19 protein-coding genes are annotated in these 17,967 nt (G+C 59.7%); 15 read left to right on the plus strand and 4 right to left on the minus strand.

Going from position 1 to position 17,967, the window contains the following annotated elements; translation table 11 throughout:
• Positions 1-9 precede the first annotated feature (9 nt).
• The 11 genes from NKJ55_RS23890 (at position 10) to copD (ending at position 11,349) form a co-directional block, all read left to right on the plus strand.
• Positions 10-213 (plus strand): hypothetical protein, encoded by a 204-nt coding sequence (locus NKJ55_RS23890; RefSeq protein WP_352452013.1) that lies wholly within the window; start codon positions 10-12, stop codon positions 211-213.
• Between the two features lie 168 nt (positions 214-381).
• Positions 382-1,056, plus strand: coding sequence for a response regulator transcription factor (locus NKJ55_RS23895; RefSeq protein ID WP_023722098.1), 675 nt, complete (start codon positions 382-384; stop codon positions 1,054-1,056).
• Positions 959-2,449: a sensor histidine kinase gene (locus NKJ55_RS23900; RefSeq protein ID WP_352452014.1), complete on the plus strand. Its 1,491-nt coding sequence runs from the start codon at positions 959-961 to the stop codon at positions 2,447-2,449. Before NKJ55_RS23895 ends, NKJ55_RS23900 begins: the two co-directional genes overlap by 98 nt.
• Positions 2,446-3,549 (plus strand): ABC transporter substrate-binding protein, encoded by a 1,104-nt coding sequence (locus NKJ55_RS23905; RefSeq protein WP_352452015.1) that lies wholly within the window; start codon positions 2,446-2,448, stop codon positions 3,547-3,549. Before NKJ55_RS23900 ends, NKJ55_RS23905 begins: the two co-directional genes overlap by 4 nt.
• Before the next feature lie 208 nt (positions 3,550-3,757).
• On the plus strand, positions 3,758-4,861 hold the full coding sequence (locus NKJ55_RS23910; protein ID WP_352452016.1) for an ABC transporter substrate-binding protein: 1,104 nt from the start codon (positions 3,758-3,760) through the stop codon (positions 4,859-4,861).
• Positions 4,862-4,981: 120 nt separating this feature from the next.
• Positions 4,982-6,652 carry an ABC transporter permease gene (locus tag NKJ55_RS23915; protein WP_352452017.1) on the plus strand — a complete coding sequence of 557 codons (1,671 nt, stop codon included), beginning with the start codon at positions 4,982-4,984 and terminating at the stop codon, positions 6,650-6,652.
• Positions 6,645-7,709, plus strand: a complete 1,065-nt coding sequence (locus NKJ55_RS23920; protein WP_352452018.1) for an ABC transporter ATP-binding protein — start codon at positions 6,645-6,647, stop codon at positions 7,707-7,709. The genes NKJ55_RS23915 and NKJ55_RS23920 overlap by 8 nt, the downstream gene beginning before the upstream one ends.
• 333 nt (positions 7,710-8,042) lie before the next feature.
• On the plus strand, positions 8,043-9,050 hold the full coding sequence (locus NKJ55_RS23925) for an AI-2E family transporter (RefSeq protein WP_352452019.1): 1,008 nt from the start codon (positions 8,043-8,045) through the stop codon (positions 9,048-9,050).
• A gap of 277 nt (positions 9,051-9,327) precedes the next feature.
• On the plus strand, positions 9,328-9,870 hold the full coding sequence (locus NKJ55_RS23930) for a hypothetical protein (protein WP_352452020.1): 543 nt from the start codon (positions 9,328-9,330) through the stop codon (positions 9,868-9,870).
• A 259-nt stretch (positions 9,871-10,129) separates the two neighbouring features.
• Positions 10,130-10,489 (plus strand): copper homeostasis periplasmic binding protein CopC, encoded by a 360-nt coding sequence (gene copC, locus NKJ55_RS23935; RefSeq protein ID WP_352452021.1) that lies wholly within the window; start codon positions 10,130-10,132, stop codon positions 10,487-10,489.
• A 2-nt stretch (positions 10,490-10,491) separates the two neighbouring features.
• On the plus strand, positions 10,492-11,349 hold the full coding sequence (gene copD, locus NKJ55_RS23940; RefSeq protein ID WP_352452022.1) for a copper homeostasis membrane protein CopD: 858 nt from the start codon (positions 10,492-10,494) through the stop codon (positions 11,347-11,349).
• A gap of 781 nt (positions 11,350-12,130) precedes the next feature.
• On the opposite strand, the gene NKJ55_RS23945 is transcribed toward copD, so the two are convergent.
• On the minus strand, positions 12,131-12,271 hold the full coding sequence (locus NKJ55_RS23945; protein ID WP_352452023.1) for a hypothetical protein: 141 nt from the start codon (positions 12,269-12,271) through the stop codon (positions 12,131-12,133).
• 399 nt (positions 12,272-12,670) lie between these two features.
• Here NKJ55_RS23945 and NKJ55_RS23950 point away from each other — a divergent pair, with 399 nt between their 5' ends.
• Positions 12,671-13,315: a DUF1007 family protein gene (locus NKJ55_RS23950; RefSeq protein ID WP_502898301.1), complete on the plus strand. Its 645-nt coding sequence runs from the start codon at positions 12,671-12,673 to the stop codon at positions 13,313-13,315.
• Positions 13,316-13,336: 21 nt separating this feature from the next.
• Positions 13,337-14,050, plus strand: a complete 714-nt coding sequence (locus NKJ55_RS23955) for a HoxN/HupN/NixA family nickel/cobalt transporter (protein ID WP_352452073.1) — start codon at positions 13,337-13,339, stop codon at positions 14,048-14,050.
• Between the two features lie 164 nt (positions 14,051-14,214).
• Here NKJ55_RS23955 and NKJ55_RS23960 read toward each other — a convergent pair whose 3' ends face one another.
• The 3 genes from NKJ55_RS23960 to NKJ55_RS23970 are packed head-to-tail and all read right to left on the minus strand — an operon-like array spanning position 14,215 to position 16,183.
• Complete coding sequence (locus NKJ55_RS23960) at positions 14,215-15,003, minus strand: hypothetical protein (RefSeq protein ID WP_352452024.1); 789 nt, start codon at positions 15,001-15,003, stop codon at positions 14,215-14,217.
• Positions 15,004-15,015: 12 nt separating this feature from the next.
• On the minus strand, positions 15,016-15,753 hold the full coding sequence (locus NKJ55_RS23965; RefSeq protein ID WP_502904507.1) for a HupE/UreJ family protein: 738 nt from the start codon (positions 15,751-15,753) through the stop codon (positions 15,016-15,018).
• 49 nt (positions 15,754-15,802) lie between these two features.
• Positions 15,803-16,183, minus strand: a complete 381-nt coding sequence (locus NKJ55_RS23970; RefSeq protein WP_352452026.1) for a hypothetical protein — start codon at positions 16,181-16,183, stop codon at positions 15,803-15,805.
• A 104-nt stretch (positions 16,184-16,287) separates the two neighbouring features.
• Between NKJ55_RS23970 and NKJ55_RS23975 the strand changes: the two genes are divergently transcribed.
• A complete protein-coding gene (locus NKJ55_RS23975; RefSeq protein ID WP_352452027.1) occupies positions 16,288-16,569 on the plus strand; it encodes a metal-sensing transcriptional repressor in 282 nt (93 codons plus the stop codon).
• An 8-nt stretch (positions 16,570-16,577) separates the two neighbouring features.
• On the plus strand, positions 16,578-17,915 hold the full coding sequence (locus NKJ55_RS23980; RefSeq protein ID WP_352452028.1) for a cation diffusion facilitator family transporter: 1,338 nt from the start codon (positions 16,578-16,580) through the stop codon (positions 17,913-17,915).
• The last annotated feature ends 52 nt before the right edge of the window (positions 17,916-17,967 follow it).

Genomic DNA, 17,967 nt, shown 5'->3' on the forward strand with positions numbered 1-17,967 from the left:
GAAGCGCAAATGATGGCATTGCGCAATCGCTATCAGCATCACGATCGCCAGAAGCATAATCCCCTGATGGCGATGGTGGTGCATCTACTAGCGACTGATCACGGTGCGGTCGAATACGTTGAATGCGGCAAAGTGCGTGGTCCAGCCGTGGCTTGCAGCGCGGGTCATGTACCGACGCGCCGCGTTCTTGGCGTGGATGCGCAGATCACATGAAGGCAGACGCCATCACGCAGCCCGTCGATAAAGCTCAAATGATTGGATAGCTTGAACTGCTGACGGTAACAGGGCTGAAGCCAACGCGTGATCTGCAGATGATGTCAAGCGCCTCTCCGCAAAGAGGTGACGCTTGATAGGCGGCTGCTTCCGTGCAAATGCTCCGGCATGCGAATTCTCCTCGTCGAAGACACGCGCGACGTTGGCGAGGCTATCAGCCGCCGCTTCGAAACGATCGGCCACGCAGTCGATTGGGAGACGGACGGCCGTGCTGCCGCAGAGATCCTCGATTTCACCTGCTACGATCTCGTCATCCTCGACGTCATGCTGCCCAGCCTCGACGGGTTCGAAATCGTTCGACGGCTCCGGCAGGCAAGGAATACGACCCCGGTTCTGATGTTGACGGCCCGTTCCGAGATAGAGGACCGCGTTGGCGCGCTTGATCTCGGCGCCGACGACTATCTGGTCAAACCGTTCGATTTCCGGGAATTGGAAGCGCGCGCCCGTGTTCTGCTCCGGCGGAAAAGCGGCGAGGCGACCAACATCGTACAGTGTGGCGATGTCGTGCTCGACCGCGGCAGCCGCTCAGTGCGAGTAGGCAGGCGCGAGGTGCAATTGAAACGACGCGAGATGACGTTGCTTGAGATACTGGCGTCGCGGCCAGGCCGCGTCTTCAGCAAAGATGAACTTATCGATCAGCTTTTCGGGTTTGACGAGCCGGCCAATCAGAACGCGATCGAACTTTATGTCGGGCGGCTGCGCAAGAAGCTGGAAGGCGCCAAGGCGCAGATCGTTACCGTGCGGGGCGTGGGATATCAGCTGGCTTCCGATGATACCGGCTGAGCCTTCCCTTTTCACGCGCCTGGCGGTCCGCATCTCGCTGGTGCTGGGCCTGGGTGCGGCTCTTCTGGTGAGTGCGGCGTCGTACTACGCACGTACCGCCGCCGATGACGCCTATGACCGGCTTCTGCTTGGTGCGGCCATCCAGATGGCAGACAGCCTTACGGTTGAATCCGGTTCGCTCATCATCAACCTGCCGGTATCAGCTTTTGAACTTCTGGGCCTCGCCAGCCGCGATCGCATCTTCTATCGCGTGATCGGCCCTTCCGGCGCGACGCTGACAGGTTATGCCGATCTGCAAACAGAAGTTGATCTGGCCGCAATACACGATGTCCCGGTATTGGAATCGGCGCATTATCGCGGCGAACCGGTTCGGATTGCGGTGGTGGCGCGCGCACTGTCCGATCCAGCCGTATCCGGTTGGGCGCATGTCATCGTTGGGCAGACCACGGAAGCCCGCCGCGCGCTCGCGGGTGAATTGACTCTCAGGGCGACCGTCCTCCTGGCGGTCATGAGCATATTGGCATTGGCTGGAGCGATGATTGCTATTCGCTATTCTCTGCAACCGGTCAAGCATCTCGGAGCGACGCTCCGCCGTCGCGATCCACAAGACCTGACGCCGGTAACGGTCGTCGTACCGAGAGAATTGCGGCCCTTCGTTACTTCCATCAATTATTTCATGAGTCGGCTCGACGAGCGCGTGAAACTCCTGCAGCGCTTCATCGCCGACGCGGCGCACCAGATCAGAACGCCGCTGACAGCGCTAACGGCGCAGCTCGATCTGTTGAGTCAAGCCAAGCTGGACAAGTCGAGCCGCCAGCATCTCGATCGCGTACAGCAGCGCGCCAGCGAACTTGCGCGCCTGACCAACCAGTTGCTCAGCCACGCCATGGTCATCCATCGTGCCGATTCCGTGCAGCTTCAGCCGCACGGTCTGGCAGATGTCGCACGGCGCGCTTTCCGTGCGGCGGTTCCGATAACTATCGATCCGGACATTATCGTCTCCTTCGAGGCGCCTGACGACGAGCCGGTCGTGCTTGCGGACGCCGTCAGCCTTCGCGAAGCGATCGTCAATATCATCGACAATGCCTTGCGTCATGGAGTGGTGTCGCGCCTTGAGGTCAGAGTACGCAGGGACGGTACGCGTGCCCATCTCGAGGTCGAAGATGACGGACCGGGCATTCCGCCGGGCGAGTGGGAGCGGGTCACGCAGCGCTTCGAAACGTCCAAATCTCATGACGGCAGCGCAGGTCTTGGTTTCGCCATCGCGTCGGAGGTTGCGGCGGCTCACGGTGGCGCGCTGACCTTTCGCGAGACAAGCAAGGATGGCGGGAAGGGCACGCAAGGGTTCACCGTCACCTTGACGTTGCCCATCGCCACGGAGAAGACCGGATGATAACGGGAACATTGCCGACATTCGGTTTGATGGCTGCCGTCCTCCTATGCATCGGTCACGCGGCAAGAGCTGCTGAAGGAAGCAGCGCATTTTTCCCTTCGTCTCAGCCGGAGAAGGACCGACTGTCGATCCACGCCGCGACCGATCTGGCGGCTATGGAACCACTGATCCGGGATTTTCAGTCCGTTTTCCCCAACGTGGCCGTCGAGTATGTTGAATATGTCACCAACGACTTGCAAAGGAGTGCCAGTGAAGCCTGTCGGACGGACGCGGTGCTGGGCGACATCTTGTTGTCTCCGTCGGTCGACCAACTCGTGAAGCTCGCCAATGACGGCTGCGCGGCGCCGCACGTGTCGGCCGAAACCGCGCATGTCGCCAATTGGGCAAACTGGCGCGACGAGGTATTCGGCTTTACCTACGAACCGGCCGTCTTCGTCTATAATGCCCGCCTCGTGCCGTCCGGCGACGTACCGCGCACCCACATCGAACTCGCCGATCTTCTCAGGCGGCGGATCGATTTTTATCGCGGACGGGTCGGAACGTTCGACATCCGACTTTCGGGCATCGGCTACCTATTGGCGTTCAGTGATGCGCGGCAGACGACGGCGGTCTACGGTCGGCTTCTGGAAAGCATGAGCCGAGCGGAAACTGTGGTGCGTTGTTGCACCGCGGAGACCCTTCAGGACGTTGCAAACGGGAGCCTGTATATAGGCTACAATATGATCGGGTCATATGCCTACGCCGCGGCCAGGGGCAATTCCGATTTGAGGGTCGTTGTCCCGCGGGACTATGCGCTGATACTCAGTCGTGGCGCGCTCATTCCGAAGACGGCGCCGAATATGGGCGTTGCCAAACGATTTCTCGACTACCTTCTGTCAGCCCGAGGACAGAAGGTTGCCAGGGATAGCGCCTTCTTCTTTGCCGAGAACGGGCAATTGCCTGAGGGAGCGGACGGCCCGGAAAAACTTGGGGAGTCTGGTATCGCGCGCGCCATACGCATCGGCCCTGCGTTACTTGCCGTACAGGACGAGGCGTTGCGCCGCCGCTTCATCGAGGATTGGAGCAAGTCCATGATCGATGCGCAGGGCCAGCGACCGTGACGCGTAGGATGCCGTCCCAAGATTTCAAAAATTCGGCAATACGTCGATGTGGCCGATCCGGCTGTCGTCGACAATCTGATCACGACCCATCGGGCCTAGTCGGCTGAGCAAACCTCGACATCGCCGTGACAGGTTGGTGACAGGTCAGGATGATACTCGCCTTTGTGCCTGGAGGAGTACGATTTAGGCGAACTTGGAGGAGACCCTAATGAAAAATCGTCTTGCGACGATGATGGCCGCGTTTTCGCTGTCAGCCGCTTTCGCGACGCTTGCCGCCGCTGCCGAGATCCCCGCCGGGTATCCGGACGACTACAAGGATCTGGTGGCCGCCGCCACCGCGGAAGGACACCTAAGCATCTATTCAACGACCGATGCGGCGCTGGTCCAGCCCTTGCTCAAGGACTTCGAAGCAGCGTTCCCCGGCATCGCCGTCGAATATTCCGACCTCAATTCCACCGAACTCTACAATCGCGTCATTGCCGAAACCGCTTCGGGCCAAGGCACGGCAGATGTCGCATGGTCTTCGGCTCCGGATCTGCAGATCAAACTTGCCTCAGACGGCTATGCGCAGGAATACAAATCCGTGGAGGCGGCCCACCTTCCGGCCTGGGCGTCCTACAAGGACATGGTCTATGGTACCACCGCCGACCCGGTGACTTTCGTCTACAACAAGCGTCTCGTGCCTGAAGGCGATGTTCCCGCAACCCACGCCGATCTTCTCAAGCTGATGACCGGGAAAACCGCAGAATATGATGGCAAGATCGCGTCCTACGATCCGGAAAAATCCGGTGTCGGCTTCTATTTCTACAACCAGGACGCCAAGAACTGGACCGATTCCTGGGCGCTTAACAAGGCTTTTGGCAAGGCCCATATCAAGCTCTACAGCTCCGCCGGCTCGATGATCGAGAAGGTCACGTCTGGCGAACATTCCATCGCCTATGGCATCTTCGGCTCATATGGCCTCGCCAAGCAGGCCAAGGACGAGAACCTCGGTGTGATAATCCCGAAGGACTATGTCCTGGTGACCACCCGCGCCACCGTCATTCCGGCGGAAGCCCAGGATCCCAATGCTGCGAAGCTATTCGTAGACTATCTGCTGTCGGCGCGCGCGCAGAAGCTGATCGCCGACGACATCAAGCTCTATGCCGTTCGTGATGACGTTGAAGGGGCAACCACGCTGGCGTCCATAAAGGCCGCCGCCGGTGAAAACGTTCACCCGATCGCGCTCGACGACGAGCTGCTCGAAGGTCTCGACGAGACGACACGGCTGGCGTTCCTCAACGAGTGGCAGAAAGCCATGAAGGGCGAGTAATCGCTTGATCGGGAGTGCCTCCACAGTCGGCTCTCTCACCCTTCTTGCTATTGAGAACCATCGGAACGGCGCGCTTGCGCTCTTGCTAGCGGACGGCCCCCGGCTTTGTTCGAGGCGATCATGCCCTTCCGTGTCTTTCGTGTCAGCACCAACCTCCTCGCCATCCTGGTGGTGCTGGCACCGGTCACCCTGATCATTTATCAGAGTTTTCTGTCCGCGCCTTTCTTCCAGAAAACCGCGCATCTGTCGCTGAACGCCTACAGCTTCATCCTCGCGGACGCGGATTTCTGGCTAGCGCTGACGACTTCGCTCAAGCTCGCGGTGGGCATGACGGTGATCGCAGTTCCGGTGGGAATCCTGCTGGCGTTCATCATCGTGCGCACCGACGTGCCGGGCAAGCGCTGGCTGGAGCCGATCATCCTGATCCCGGTTTTCATGTCGGCGGTGGTGCTGGCCTTCGGCTATGTGATGACACTGGGACCAGTCGGCTTCGTCTCGCTGGCGGTCAAGTCGATGATCGGCTACGTGCCCTGGAATGTCTATTCGGTGACATCGATCGCGATCATTGCCGGGCTCACCCATGTCCCACATGTCTATCTCTATGCATCGGCGGCGCTCCGCAACGTTGGCGCCGACCTCGAAGAGGCGGCACGCACCGCCGGCGCTGGCCCTTGGCGCGTCGCCGCCAGTGTGTCGCTGCCCATGGTGATGCCGGTGGTGCTCTATGCGGCGGTTCTGGTGTTCTTCCTCGGTTTCGAACTTTTCGGCCTGCCGCTGGTGCTTGGCGATCCGGAAGGCGTGCTGGTTCTCGCCACCTATCTCTACAAGCTCACCAACAAGCTCGGTGTTCCTTCCTATCAGTTGATGGCCGTAGTGGTGGTGGCGATCATCATGATCGCGCTGCCGCTGGTGGTGCTGCAGCGCTACATGCTGCGCAACGCCAGCCGCTATGTGTCCGTCAAAGGCAAGGGCAGTCGGCACAACCCCATCCGGCTGGGCGCTCTTCGCTGGCCGGCCTTCGCGCTTGTGGTGGCCTGGTTCGCGGCCACCGTGATCATACCGGTGGGCGGCGTCGCAATTCGTTCACTGGTGACAAGCTGGGGCGTCGGGGTGAATATCTTCCAGGTGCTGACGTTGGATCACTATCGCGATCTCGCTGACTATCCGAATGTCGTCAGCGCCATTGTCAACACGGTCGGCGTCGCGGTGGTCGGCGGCGCGGCTTCGATCGCGGCCTATACTGCCGTGGCACTCGCCGGTCATCGCTCGAGCGCACCCCTGACCAAAGTCGTCGACTACGTGGCCATGATACCGCGGGCGATGCCGGGCATTGTGGCTGGCCTCGCCATGCTGTGGATATTTCTGTTCTTCAAGCCGATCGCACCCCTGCGCGCCACGATGATCTCGGTATGGCTCGCCTATACCATTGTCTGGTTCGCCTATGGCATGCGGCTGATTTCCGGAACGCTCCTGCAGATCGGCAAGGAGCTCGAGGAAGCCGGCCGATCAGTTGGTGCCAGCGAGGGCCAGGTTGCCAGGGACATCACCCTGCCGCTCATCCGCGGCGGCATGTTCTCGGCCTGGCTGTTGATCTTCCTGATCTTCGCCCGTGAATATTCGACGGGCGTCTATCTGCTCGGACCGGGAACCGAAGTGATCGGCTCGCTCATGGTTTCCCTTTGGGGCACCGGCGCGATCGATCTGGTCTCGGCTCTCGCCGTCATCAACACCGTCATCATCGTGACCGGTCTTGCCCTCGCGATGCGCTTTGGAGTCCGCCTCAATGACTGACATCGTCATAGACGGCCTGCGCCTCAGTTACGGCAACCTTGAAATCCTGAAAGGTGTGTCCTTCTCGGTCGAACCGGGTCAGATCGTCGCCTTGCTCGGCGCGTCCGGGTCCGGCAAGACGACGCTCTTGCGAGCGGTCGCCGGTCTGGAGACACCCAACAGCGGCAAGATACTGCTCGGTGACAAGCCGCTTTTCGATGCCGGGCAGAACATCAATCTGGCGCCGGAAACGCGCGGTCTCGGGCTGGTATTCCAGTCCTATGCGCTGTGGCCGCATCGGACGGTGTCCGAGAATGTGGGTTATCCCCTGAAGCTGCGCAAAGTATCCCAGGCAGATGTTGCGAGCCGCGTCCAGAAGGCTTTGGACAGCATCGGCCTCGGCAAACTGGGCGAGCGCTATCCGCATCAGCTCTCCGGCGGACAGCAGCAGCGCGTGGCGTTGGCCCGTGCGCTGGTCTACGAGCCGAACGTGATTCTGCTCGATGAGCCGCTCTCAAATCTGGTCGCCAAGCTACGCGAAGAAGCGCGGATCTGGCTGCGCCGCCTCATCACCAATCTCGGGCTATCGGCGCTGTGCGTCACCCATGATCAGGTGGAAGCGATGGCGCTCGCCGACCGCATCCTGCTGCTCAACGGCGGCCAGATCGAACAGGACGGAACACCCAAGCAAATCTACAACAAGCCGGAGAGCCTGTTTGCAGCAGAGTTCATGGGTGCCAGCAATCGCCTTGACGGCGTGGTCACCGCCATCAACGGCAACCGTGCGGAAATTGTCGCCAACGGCATCCATCTTGTGGGCAGCGCCCAGCAGGAGCTGACCGTCGGCGCCAAAGTCACCGCACTCGTCCGGCTTGAGCGGGTGACGTGGTCCGGGGAGGACGGCCCTGGACGTATCGCCATGACCTGCGTCGAGAGCCTTTTCCTTGGCGATCGGCATGAAGTCATTTTCGAAAGCAATGACCTGACCATCCGGACCTATTCCCGGGACGCCCTTCCGTCCGGCCAATACTATGTCGAGTTCCCCTTCGAGGATCTGATGGTCTTCGCGGCGGAATGAACTTCGGCTTCACCACGAAGAGGATCATTCTTGCCAACGGCATAAACATCCTCGAGCGGCTGACCTGCCACGGGCAATTTCCTCCATCTGAGATTAAAGTCCGGCCTCGATTGAAGGGCGGACTGATGAAGAGAATGCGGTTTACGGAAGAGCTGATCATCGCGGTCCTGCGTGAGCATGAGGCGGGGCAAAAACGGGCGACCTGGCGCGCAAGCATGGGATCTGCGAGGCGGTTAGCCTTACACACGTGTTGAACGCGTGTTCGCTTGCGCATCACCGGGTATCAAAGCTAATGAAACCCGGAGAGGACTTGGCTGCTTCTGCAGGTGAAAAGTGCTGACTTTCTCATGGTTCTATCTCGCGTCGTGCCTGCTTGCGCTTATAGCGCTCGTCGCCGTTCTCGAACTCGGACTGCTTCCGGCACTGCTTTCGGGCCTTCTCGTGTTCAACATCGTTCATTTCGCCGCACCGATGCTCCATCGAATCGGCGTCTCCAACAGCCTGACGAAAAGCCTTGCGCTGACCTTGGTGACATTGATCTTCACGCTCCTGATAGCCGCCGCTATCTTTAGCGGCATGTCGCAATTGACTGGCGGTTCGGAGAACGTCGTGACGCTCCTCAAGAAGATGGCCGAGATCATCGATACCGCGCGCGTCCATCTCCCGACCTGGGCGATGGCCTATTTTCCATCAAACATCGAGGAACTGGAAGTCTTCGCGGCCCGGTGGCTCCGCGAACATGCCGGCCAGCTTCAACTCGTTGGGCGGGATGTTGGCGTCCTGGTGGTCCACATTGTCGTCGGCATGGTGATCGGCGGCTTGATCGCGGTGAGCTCGGCGGCGCCATCGCGCGAGCCCGGCCCACTGGCGGTCGCGCTGGCGGATCGTGTCAACATTCTGAGCAAGGCCTTTCGCAACATCGTGTTCTCGCAAATCCGGATTTCGGCGTTGAATACGTTTCTGACGGCGGTCTATCTCGTCGCTGTTCTGCCGTCCTTCGGCATCGATCTGCCATTCATCAGGACAATGATAGCGCTGACTTTCGTCGCCGGCCTTCTGCCGGTCATCGGCAATCTGATCTCCAACACGGTGATCGTGGTTGTCAGCCTCAGCATCTCCTTCCTTGCAGCGCTCGGCTCGCTTGCTTTTCTCATCATCATTCACAAGCTCGAATACTTCGTAAACGCCAAGATCATCGGTTCGCGGATCAATGCGCGTGCCTGGGAGCTTCTTCTGGCGATGGTTTTCATGGAAGCCTGGTTCGGTATGCCGGGTCTTGTCGCCGCGCCGATCTATTATGCCTATCTGAAGGCTGAACTGACGATGCGCGGGCTAATCTAGGGTTAGGGCAGGTGGCGATTTGACGACGCAAGCAAGGTTGCTGGGAAACCGCGCAAATTTGGCCGCTGAACAGCACCATCTTGGTTAGTGAACCCTCAGGAGTTTCGTGACCGATTTGAAGGTTTAATAGCACGCCCCCTGCAAAGACATTAGACAGCGCTAAAACGTAAATTGTCCGGAGGCATGTAATCTGCTACTGTTTGATCACCGACAAACGGCTCTGGAAAGCCGTGCGTCGGACGTCATGCACAAGATCAACTCAAACCGGAGAACGGCCATGAAACGGCTTCTGACGGTCGCTGCCCTTTTGGCGGCAGGCAGTTTGGTTACGATGCAAGGCGCAGCCGCCGACGACGCTGCGATGATCAAGAGCGCTGAATCTGCTGCACCCCCTGCCGTGGCAAGCGGCGCTGCGGTCTACGCCGCGGATGAAAAGGGCGCCATGCGCACCCTGCGCGAGGGCAAGAACGGCTTCTGGTGCATGCCAGACAGCCCGTCCACGCCCGGCCCGGACCCAATGTGCGGCGATGCCAACGCGATGGAATGGGCGATGGCATGGATGGAAAAGAAGGAACCGCCCAAGGGCAAGGTCGGCTTCATGTACATGCTGTCCGGCGGTACCGATGGCAGCAACACCGATCCCTATGCGACGAAGCCCGAGGAAGGCAACAATTGGATAGAGACCGGCCCGCATGTGATGATCGTCAACGCAATGGACATGATGCAGGGCTATCCGACGGACCCCAAGCCTGACACATCCAAGCCCTATGTGATGTGGCCGGGCACTCCATACGCACATCTCATGATCCCGGTTAAGTAGCTGAAACGGAGTCACGCGGGCGCAAACGCTTGTTTGGCCCGCGCTTGTCCTGATAATTACAAACGCTTGCGGCGTCCGTGACCTTCAATCGAGAGTCTCGGCGGTCGGTAACGTGTTGGCCTGATCTCCCATCACTTTTCCGGCAAACGGAAAATTTCGTGACAGCTCGAACGGTGGCGGCCCTGCAACACGAACAAATTCGTATACTCGTCAGAAAGTGCATAGTCTTTGATGACCGTCGTCGCGGGAGGAGTTCGCCTTGAACCGAACTATCCGAATGATCGCCACAGTTGCGCTGTGGAGCGTGCCATTATCCGGCCAGGCGCTTGCGCATGCTCGATTGGTCGAGGCTACTCCAGAGATCAATAGCACCATTGCCGCTCCGCCCACTGAGATTCGACTGCGCTTTAGCGAACCCATTGAGGCTCGATTCTCGGGCATCGATCTGTCGGGGCCGGATGGTGCGAAGATCACCACGGAGATCGCGGTGCAGGATAAGGACATGGTGGCACCTGTATCAAGGTCCCTTGCGCCGGGTGTTTATCAAGTTGATTGGCACGTGCTGTCAGCAGACGGGCACAAGGTGAAGGGCAATTTCAAATTTGAAGTCAGACCGTAGAAATGGACGTTGATGGCACTCTGGCCTTCGCCCGGTGGGTCTACTTCCTCTCAGTGATGATTCTATTCGGGTCGGCACTCTTCCCTTTCTATGCGCTAGACAGAACCGCGGCTCCCGCGCTTGCGCCTCTACCCCGTAACATCAATCCTGCCCTCGCACTTGCGGCCGCAATCTTCGCGGCAATTTGGCTGCTGTGCTTTACGGCCGGGCTCTCCGGACGCGAGGGTATGGTTGACACCTTGCACGGCGTTCTCATGGAAAGCGACTTCGGAACTGTTTGGTTTGTTCGCCTTTCGCTCGTTCTCCTGCTCCTGGTGATCAGCTTCTCGGGGCGGCCCGAATTGGTCGTCGGGCCGGCTTTCTTGCTACTGACCTGTGAGGGTTGGCAGGGCCACGCGGCGGCGTTGGGCCTTCTAGCCTCACTGACTCAAGCTCTCCATGTTGCAAGTGCCGGGGCGTGGATAGGTGGCCTCCTGCCCCTCGGCCTGCTAATCGCGGCAGCGCAGCGGCATCCATCCGAAGTCGCAGGCGTGGAAACCGTCCTGTGGCGCTTCTCCCGCTTTGGTATGGTGGCGGTTGCGCTCATTTTTTTTACGGGCGCTATGACCACTTGGCTAATGCTTGGCTCGTTCCCCGATCCGCGCAACAGCTACGGTCGAATTCTCCTGTTCAAGATCAGCCTATTCGTCGCGATGGTCGGTTTGGCGGTCTACAATCGATACGCCCTGGTCAGCCGCATGAAGTCCGAACCGGCCAAAAGTTTGGGAACATTGTCTCGCAACGTTGCGCTGGAGCAGATCATTGGGTTTGGGGTGCTTATGGATGTAAGCGCGCTGGGGCTTATGGATCCGTACGCGTGACGCGCTGACTTTGCAATTATCGGCTGGCAACCGTTTCTGCAATTCGCGATCGACACTCACCTCTATCCGCTTGGCGCACAGAGTGGCTGGCCGGTCTGGCTGCCGATCTCAACCAACGTTAGGACGTGTGGAGCGCGGATATATGCCTGCGACCTAGACACGATTCCATGCGTAAACGAGTAACTGCCAGCCCCAGCCGGCTAGCGTTCATCGCTCCTTTGATCCCCACCCTGGTGGAGAAGCCTCCCGAGGGCCGAGGGAATGGACATACAAGTTCGACGGCTATCGCGGGTCTTCAATGCGGACCGCGTCGGAGAATAACTGGCGAATGATACTACGGGGCGACGGCGCAGCCGCCGACAGTCGGATGCAGGTCGATCTCGTCGCAGCCGCTGGGCCCGCTAAATGGCACTCTTGACTAACGTGCCAGAGGGTCCATTTTTTGACCCTGCGGTGTGCTGATGTCGAAGCCCCTCTTTATCCCGGCGTTCGCTGCTATATGCCTGAGATCGCCGCTGGTGCGTGCCGATAGTGTCGATCTGGCGTTGGAAGCTTTTCACGGTATTTGTCTTGCCCATGGACCTGACTTCGAACGAACCGTCGCTGCGGCCAGAAGACGCGGATGAACTCCGTTGTCCGGCGACGCAGCACTTGCCCCCGTCGGTGACGTAGACGCCTTCCAGGGCTGGGAGGCGACCGGTGACGACCTCCCGGCCAAAACCATGATCGCGGTGACAAAAGCCACTTGAATGGCAAGTCCGTGCAAACTTGCTCCATAAAGCTATTCGATGTCGAGCGCGCGCCATTCGAGGAGCGTTTCTTCGCCCGGACGGATGCCGAAACAATCGGCGAGGACAGAAACGGAATGCAAGTTTCCAAACTCTACATATTGACAGCCGGCAATCGCAAGCAGCTTGTCCATTTGACGTTCCCGAGGTCCCGGATCACATCGAACACGGTCATTGCAAGCTCGATCGCCGACGACTAGGGCGGATCAGCTGGTGTTATCTGCACGGGACGCGGGGCTTTTTGCGTTTGCAAGGAACTCGCGATAGGAATGCTCTGAATCGATCAGGAGCGGGAAATTGAGCGATCGGCAAAAGATCATCTGGATGATAGTGCTGGCAATCCTTGCTGGTATCGCGGTGATCATGCTCAAACATTGGCTGAAGGGCGACCTTGGGTAGCTGCCTCCTTAAGTGAAACAACACAGCCCTGATCGATCAAGGTGGTATGGGCTTTGGCCCGTCCCATTTCGGCCTGCTTGCAATGGCAGGTGTCCTGCCTGATTCGGAATCGACGAGGGAAATGTGAGCGAAAAATGCAACTGACAGGCATGGTATCCGGCGCGGCGCTGTTGCTCGCTTCCACCGCGGCAGCGAACGCCCATCCGCATGTCTTTGCCGAAGCGAAGCTGGACCTCACCGTCGGTCCAGACAGGACGGTCAAGTCGCTTCGGCATCTCTGGCGTTTCGACGACCTCTTTTCCAGCACTGTGCTGATGGAATTCGACAAGAATTCCGACCTTGTCCTTGATGCGAAGGAACTCGATGAAGTCGCTCTCACCGTCCATGCGTCGTTGGCCGAGTACAACTACTTTCAGATGGTGACCTTGAACGGCAAGGACGTGACGATGGCGCCACCGCCGAAGTTCAGCGTCAGCTATGAAAACGATCAACTCGTCGTCCAGTTCGAAACGCAGCCGAAGGACCCGTTGGCCCTTGCTGGAAAAGTCAGTATCGGTGTCTACGATCCGACCTTCTACACGGCAATCGATTTTACCGACGACGACAAGCTTGCGGTGGCCGGTCTGCCGCAAGGCTGCTCACGTTCCGTCGTCCGTCCAGATCCGGACACGGCCATCGCGCAGAACCAGAAGAGCCTGACAGACGCGTTCTTCAGTGATCCGACGGGGACCGATCTCGGCAAGATTTTCGCGACGCGCCTCGAATTGACGTGCGGCTGACCCGGAGCCGGTTCGATGGCCATGTTCCAGACGCTGGTCGAGTTCCAACGCACGATCTACTTGGCACTGGCCGAGCAGATCAAACTGCTTGCGGCCGGCGGCGGTTGGCTGGCCTTCACGGCCTTTCTGCCCATGGGCATTCTGTTTGGCGCGGCGCATGCGCTGACGCCGGGCCATAGCAAAGCCGTGCTGGCCACTTATCTCGCCGGATCGGATGCCAGCGTCCGGCGTGGGCTTCTGGTGTCGCTGACACTTTCCTTCACGCATGTAACGATTGCCGTGCTGATCGCGGCGCTCTCGTTGCCGTTGGTATCGATTGCCCTGGGCAGTGTTGGCCGCGCCCCGCTGCTGGAAGACGTCAGTCGGGGCCTGCTTGGCCTGATCGGCATTTGGATGCTCTGGCGCGCATTGAGCCACGGCCATCACCACAAGCATGAGGGCGAGGCCGTCGGCGTCATGGCCGGCCTGATCCCATGCCCGCTGACGCTTTTCGTGATGACCTTTGCGATATCCAGAGGCGTTCCGGTCGCCGGCATTCTTTTCGCAATCACCATGATGGCTGGCGTGGCGCTGACGCTGTCTTGCGTTGCGGTGCTGTCGATCCTGTTTCGTGAACGTCTGGTGCATTTTTTCGATAGCCGGCCACGCCTGTTCGATGCCATTTCCCGAGCCATTGAGGGCGCTGCCGGCTTGGCTCTTGCCGGCGTAGCCGTTTGGCAGATCACGTCGGGCTGAAATGCCGTGAACCAGATCGAGCGGTGGATCAAGACCCGTTTACCTGAAGGTCAGCCGTGTCTTCGTCGCGGCGCAAACCTTCGACGTGCATCTGCGCTCGTCGGTGGAACAGACGGATAGGTGACGCCCGACGCTCGAAGTGGCGCCGGGCGACCCTGTATGCGCTAGATCATACGCTTGATGTCGATGTAGTCGCCTTCAGTCTGGATCGTCAGGGTCACGTCGCTGCCACCGCGGTTGCGCCAGAACCAACCGTGATTTCCATCGAAGGCGGCTTCAATGGCACCTTCGTCAGCTGGAACGCTGCGACCCTTTTCGTAGCTTATGGACTGACCGCCGCCATCGCCGTGCGTCTCGAAATTCACCACGCCACCGTCAGCTGTCCAGGAAAAGTTTGCCTTGGCGCCCTGCCGCATCACGAGCTTGACTTCGGCACCCTGGCCTGGCGCCAACGTGAAGGATAGCTCGTCTTGCCTTCCATCTGGCTGGATCGGGCCTTCCGAGGTTGCTTCGGTGGCAGGCGCTGTAGCAATGGCCGGAGCCTCGGCAGGAGCGATCTCTCCAACTGTCACATTGTCTTGGGATACGGCCTCCCCAGTTGGCGACGGCTGCAAAGCAGGCCGTTCGGCGGTCAGGGCGACGAGGAGGTTTTCAATTCGGTCCATGCGCGCCATCAATTCGGCCGGAGGGACCATTTGCGTCATCCGCTCGGTTGGTGCCTTCGTGCTGGCCATTTCGTCGGCTGCCGCCTCGGCTGCCAGCTGTGTCTTGATTTCGCCCATTCTGGTGAGGCCGAGCAATCTGCCTGCTCCAGTCGGGTCAATCGCATACTCGGACGGCATGACGACCGTGATGAGCAAGGCGAACGCCGTCAGCGCGGCAATGAAGGTGGAGCGCTTCAGCTGCGCTGACGTCGGCAAATCGGCGCGGCTGGGAAGGTCGGTGTTGTACATGATTGCGGTTCCTTATGCGGCGACGAACAGGCCGGTGAGCTGATATCCGACCAGCACGAATCCAGCCGTCATCATGATGACGTTTGCGGTATAGGCGTGGCGCCAGAAGCTTCGTGTCCGGCGCCAGTAGCCCATCACGATCAGGATGGCGCCAAGGGCCAGGAGCTGCCCGATCTCGACGCCGACATTGAAGGCCAAAAGGTTCGGCACCAGGCCGTCCGGCGAGATGTTGTATTCGATGATCTTCGTCGACAGGCCGAAACCATGGAAGAAACCGAAGACCAGCGTCGCGACCTTGGTGTTCGGCTGGAAGCCGAGCCATCGCTGGAAAGCGCCCATATTGTCGAGCGCCTTGTAGACCACGGACAGGCCGATGATCGCGTCGATGATGTAGCTGTTGATGCCGACGTTGAAGTAGATGCCAAGCAGCATGGTCGTGGAGTGGCCGAGCGCGAACAGGCTGACATAGATGCCGATGTGCTTCATCCGGTAGAGGAAGAAGATCACGCCGAACAGGAACAGGATGTGGTCGTATCCGGTCACCATGTGCTTGGCGCCGAGATAGATGAAGGGCAGCACGTTGATGCCCGAGATTTCCTGGATATAGCCCTTGTCGCCCTCGGCCACGGCGTGGGCGAAGGCAGCCCCGCCCAGGAGCGGCAGGGTCATGAGAGCGATAAGCAGCGGCAGGGTGGGTTGCCAACGCGCGCGGCGCGAGCGTGACCGACCCCGGTCGAAGGGTCCTTGCATAGAATTTCCAATCTTCGTCGTTGAGGGTTTGTCGCGTGAGCGACATCGATCATGCGGCGAGGAATGGCCTCGGCGGGCGCTCGAGCGGAAATACCGTGCCAGGATCAATGAAGGTCGGCGAAGAATTCAGCCAGCTGCGCTCGACCTGTGGAACGGTCGGTGCGAAGTCGGAGGGTCTACTCGCCGTCTCGTGCGAGTGGTCTGCCGCATTGTGCCCGTGAAAATGGTCAGAGCTCTGCTCGCCCGAAACCCAATCATCGTGTGGATGGCCATGATCTTCGATCTGCGCGGCGGCTCCGCCGTGACGTTCAACCGCGGCAACCGCGATCGGATCGTGTGAGGTCGAATAGCCGAAAGGACGGAGCACGCCGAACATCATCGCCAAGACGATGACCAGACAAAAAGCTGTGCTGTGGATCCGATTCGGCATGAACGGCGATTATTCTCTAAAATCTTAACGAATGGTTTTTGCTACATTAGAATCGAGGCCTCTTTGAGACTTGCATATCCACTCCGGGAGGATAGTATCGAAACATGGGCGAGCAACCTCACATCCACGAAACCCATCCCGATATCGTCAAACGCCTGAAACGGGCCGGCGGACATCTCAAGGGCGTCATCGAAATGATCGAGGCGGGCCGGTCCTGCCTCGACCTCGCCCAGCAGCTTCATGCTGTCGAGAAGGCCATTTCGCAAGCCAAGAAAACCCTGATCCAGGATCATCTCAACCACTGTCTTGAAGACGTCGTCGGGCCGCTGGCGCGCGAGCAGCGCAGATCGATCGACGAGTTCAAGGATATCACCAAGTACCTGTGAGAAACGCCATGATGGATAGAATACGCGACTGGTCAGGCTTCGGCCCGATGACGCAAGGCATGGGCGGCCACGGACATGACCATGGCGAGGGCGGCCATGGCCACACGCACGGCGTCATCGATCCGACAATCGCCACGACGACGCGCGGCATCTGGGCGATCAAATGGTCATTCGTCGTTCTGGCCATTACGGCAGCGCTTCAGCTCGTGGTCGTGTTCCTCTCCAGCAGCGTGGCGCTGCTGGCCGACACGATCCACAATGTCGGCGACGCGGTCACTGCCGTCCCGCTGTGGATCGCCTTCATGCTGGTCCGCCGCAAACCGAGCAAGACGTTCACCTACGGCCTGGGCCGCGTCGAGGATCTGGCCGGGATCGTCATCGTTCTCATCATTCTTTTCAGCGCCATCGTCGCTGGCTACGAGGCGATCGACCGCCTGATCAATCCGCGGCCCATCGCATTTCTTGGCTGGGTCGCCATCGCCGGCCTCATAGGTTTCATCGGCAACGAAGCGGTCGCCGTATTTCGTATCCGCGTCGGCCGCGAGATCAACAGCGCGGCGCTGATCGCGGACGGCTACCATGCACGCACCGATGGCTTTACCAGCCTGGCGGTTGTCCTGGGCGCTATCGGCGTCTGGCTGGGCTTTCCGCTTGCCGATCCGATCGTCGGGCTGCTGATCACCGTGGCGATCTTCGCCATCGTCTGGCAGTCGTCGAAAGCCGTGTTGACCCGCATGCTCGATGGTGTCGAGCCCGGCATCATCGATGAAATCCATCATGCCGCCGAACACGTGTCCGGCATTGGGCGCGTTGAAAGCGTGCAGGCGCGCTGGATCGGACATCGTCTGCATGCCGATGTCGCCGTCAGTGTACCGGAGACGGCGACGGCCAAGGACGTACTGGGCGTAACCGAAGCCCTCAAGCAGGAGCTGTTCGCCCACTTGCCGGCGTTGGCGGAAGCCAATGTCCGCCTGGTGAGCCCGGCCGGGCCGGCCGTCACTGGCGCAGAAACATTTCATGCTCACCATCATGCGCCGGAGCCCTTCAAGGTCGCCTGCGATCTGGCTGAAGGGACATTGGAAATCGTCGACACGCCGGCCGGCGAGCGGATGCGGCTGACTATCGATCGGCACGCTGACGATCTGACGGCGACGGTGATCATCGATCGACCCGAAGGGCCAGAGACGCTTCGCCTCGAGCCCGCCGCCGACAACCATCATCGGCTTGAGAGCACCGTCGCCCCTGCCGAGCCGCATGAGTTCCAGGCGAGGTTGGTCCTGGCCGCGAAAGGTCGCGAGCAGGTGCTGCCGTTCAAGATGGTCGAGCCGGAAGGTCACCATCACTGAGACAGGCAGGCCGTTCGCGCCAGTTCTCGACGAACCGTCATCCGCTGCAAGA

The organism is Mesorhizobium sp. M0106, from assembly GCF_040322715.1.
In the GTDB taxonomy this organism is placed as follows: Bacteria; Pseudomonadota; Alphaproteobacteria; order Rhizobiales; family Rhizobiaceae; genus Mesorhizobium.

Coding starts and splice junctions, on each gene's coding strand:
- NKJ55_RS23890 (WP_352452013.1), top strand. CDS start 10: ATGATGGCATTGCGCAATCGCTATCAGCATCACGATCGCCAGAAGCAT.
- NKJ55_RS23895 (WP_023722098.1), top strand. CDS start 382: ATGCGAATTCTCCTCGTCGAAGACACGCGCGACGTTGGCGAGGCTATC.
- NKJ55_RS23900 (WP_352452014.1), top strand. CDS start 959: ATGTCGGGCGGCTGCGCAAGAAGCTGGAAGGCGCCAAGGCGCAGATCG.
- NKJ55_RS23905 (WP_352452015.1), top strand. CDS start 2,446: ATGATAACGGGAACATTGCCGACATTCGGTTTGATGGCTGCCGTCCTC.
- NKJ55_RS23910 (WP_352452016.1), top strand. CDS start 3,758: ATGAAAAATCGTCTTGCGACGATGATGGCCGCGTTTTCGCTGTCAGCC.
- NKJ55_RS23915 (WP_352452017.1), top strand. CDS start 4,982: ATGCCCTTCCGTGTCTTTCGTGTCAGCACCAACCTCCTCGCCATCCTG.
- NKJ55_RS23920 (WP_352452018.1), top strand. CDS start 6,645: ATGACTGACATCGTCATAGACGGCCTGCGCCTCAGTTACGGCAACCTT.
- NKJ55_RS23930 (WP_352452020.1), top strand. CDS start 9,328: ATGAAACGGCTTCTGACGGTCGCTGCCCTTTTGGCGGCAGGCAGTTTG.
- copD (WP_352452022.1), top strand. CDS start 10,492: ATGGACGTTGATGGCACTCTGGCCTTCGCCCGGTGGGTCTACTTCCTC.
- NKJ55_RS23945 (WP_352452023.1), bottom strand. CDS start 12,271: ATGGACAAGCTGCTTGCGATTGCCGGCTGTCAATATGTAGAGTTTGGA.
- NKJ55_RS23950 (WP_502898301.1), top strand. CDS start 12,671: ATGCAACTGACAGGCATGGTATCCGGCGCGGCGCTGTTGCTCGCTTCC.
- NKJ55_RS23955 (WP_352452073.1), top strand. CDS start 13,337: ATGTTCCAGACGCTGGTCGAGTTCCAACGCACGATCTACTTGGCACTG.
- NKJ55_RS23960 (WP_352452024.1), bottom strand. CDS start 15,003: ATGTACAACACCGACCTTCCCAGCCGCGCCGATTTGCCGACGTCAGCG.
- NKJ55_RS23965 (WP_502904507.1), bottom strand. CDS start 15,753: ATGCAAGGACCCTTCGACCGGGGTCGGTCACGCTCGCGCCGCGCGCGT.
- NKJ55_RS23970 (WP_352452026.1), bottom strand. CDS start 16,183: ATGCCGAATCGGATCCACAGCACAGCTTTTTGTCTGGTCATCGTCTTG.
- NKJ55_RS23975 (WP_352452027.1), top strand. CDS start 16,288: ATGGGCGAGCAACCTCACATCCACGAAACCCATCCCGATATCGTCAAA.
- NKJ55_RS23980 (WP_352452028.1), top strand. CDS start 16,578: ATGATGGATAGAATACGCGACTGGTCAGGCTTCGGCCCGATGACGCAA.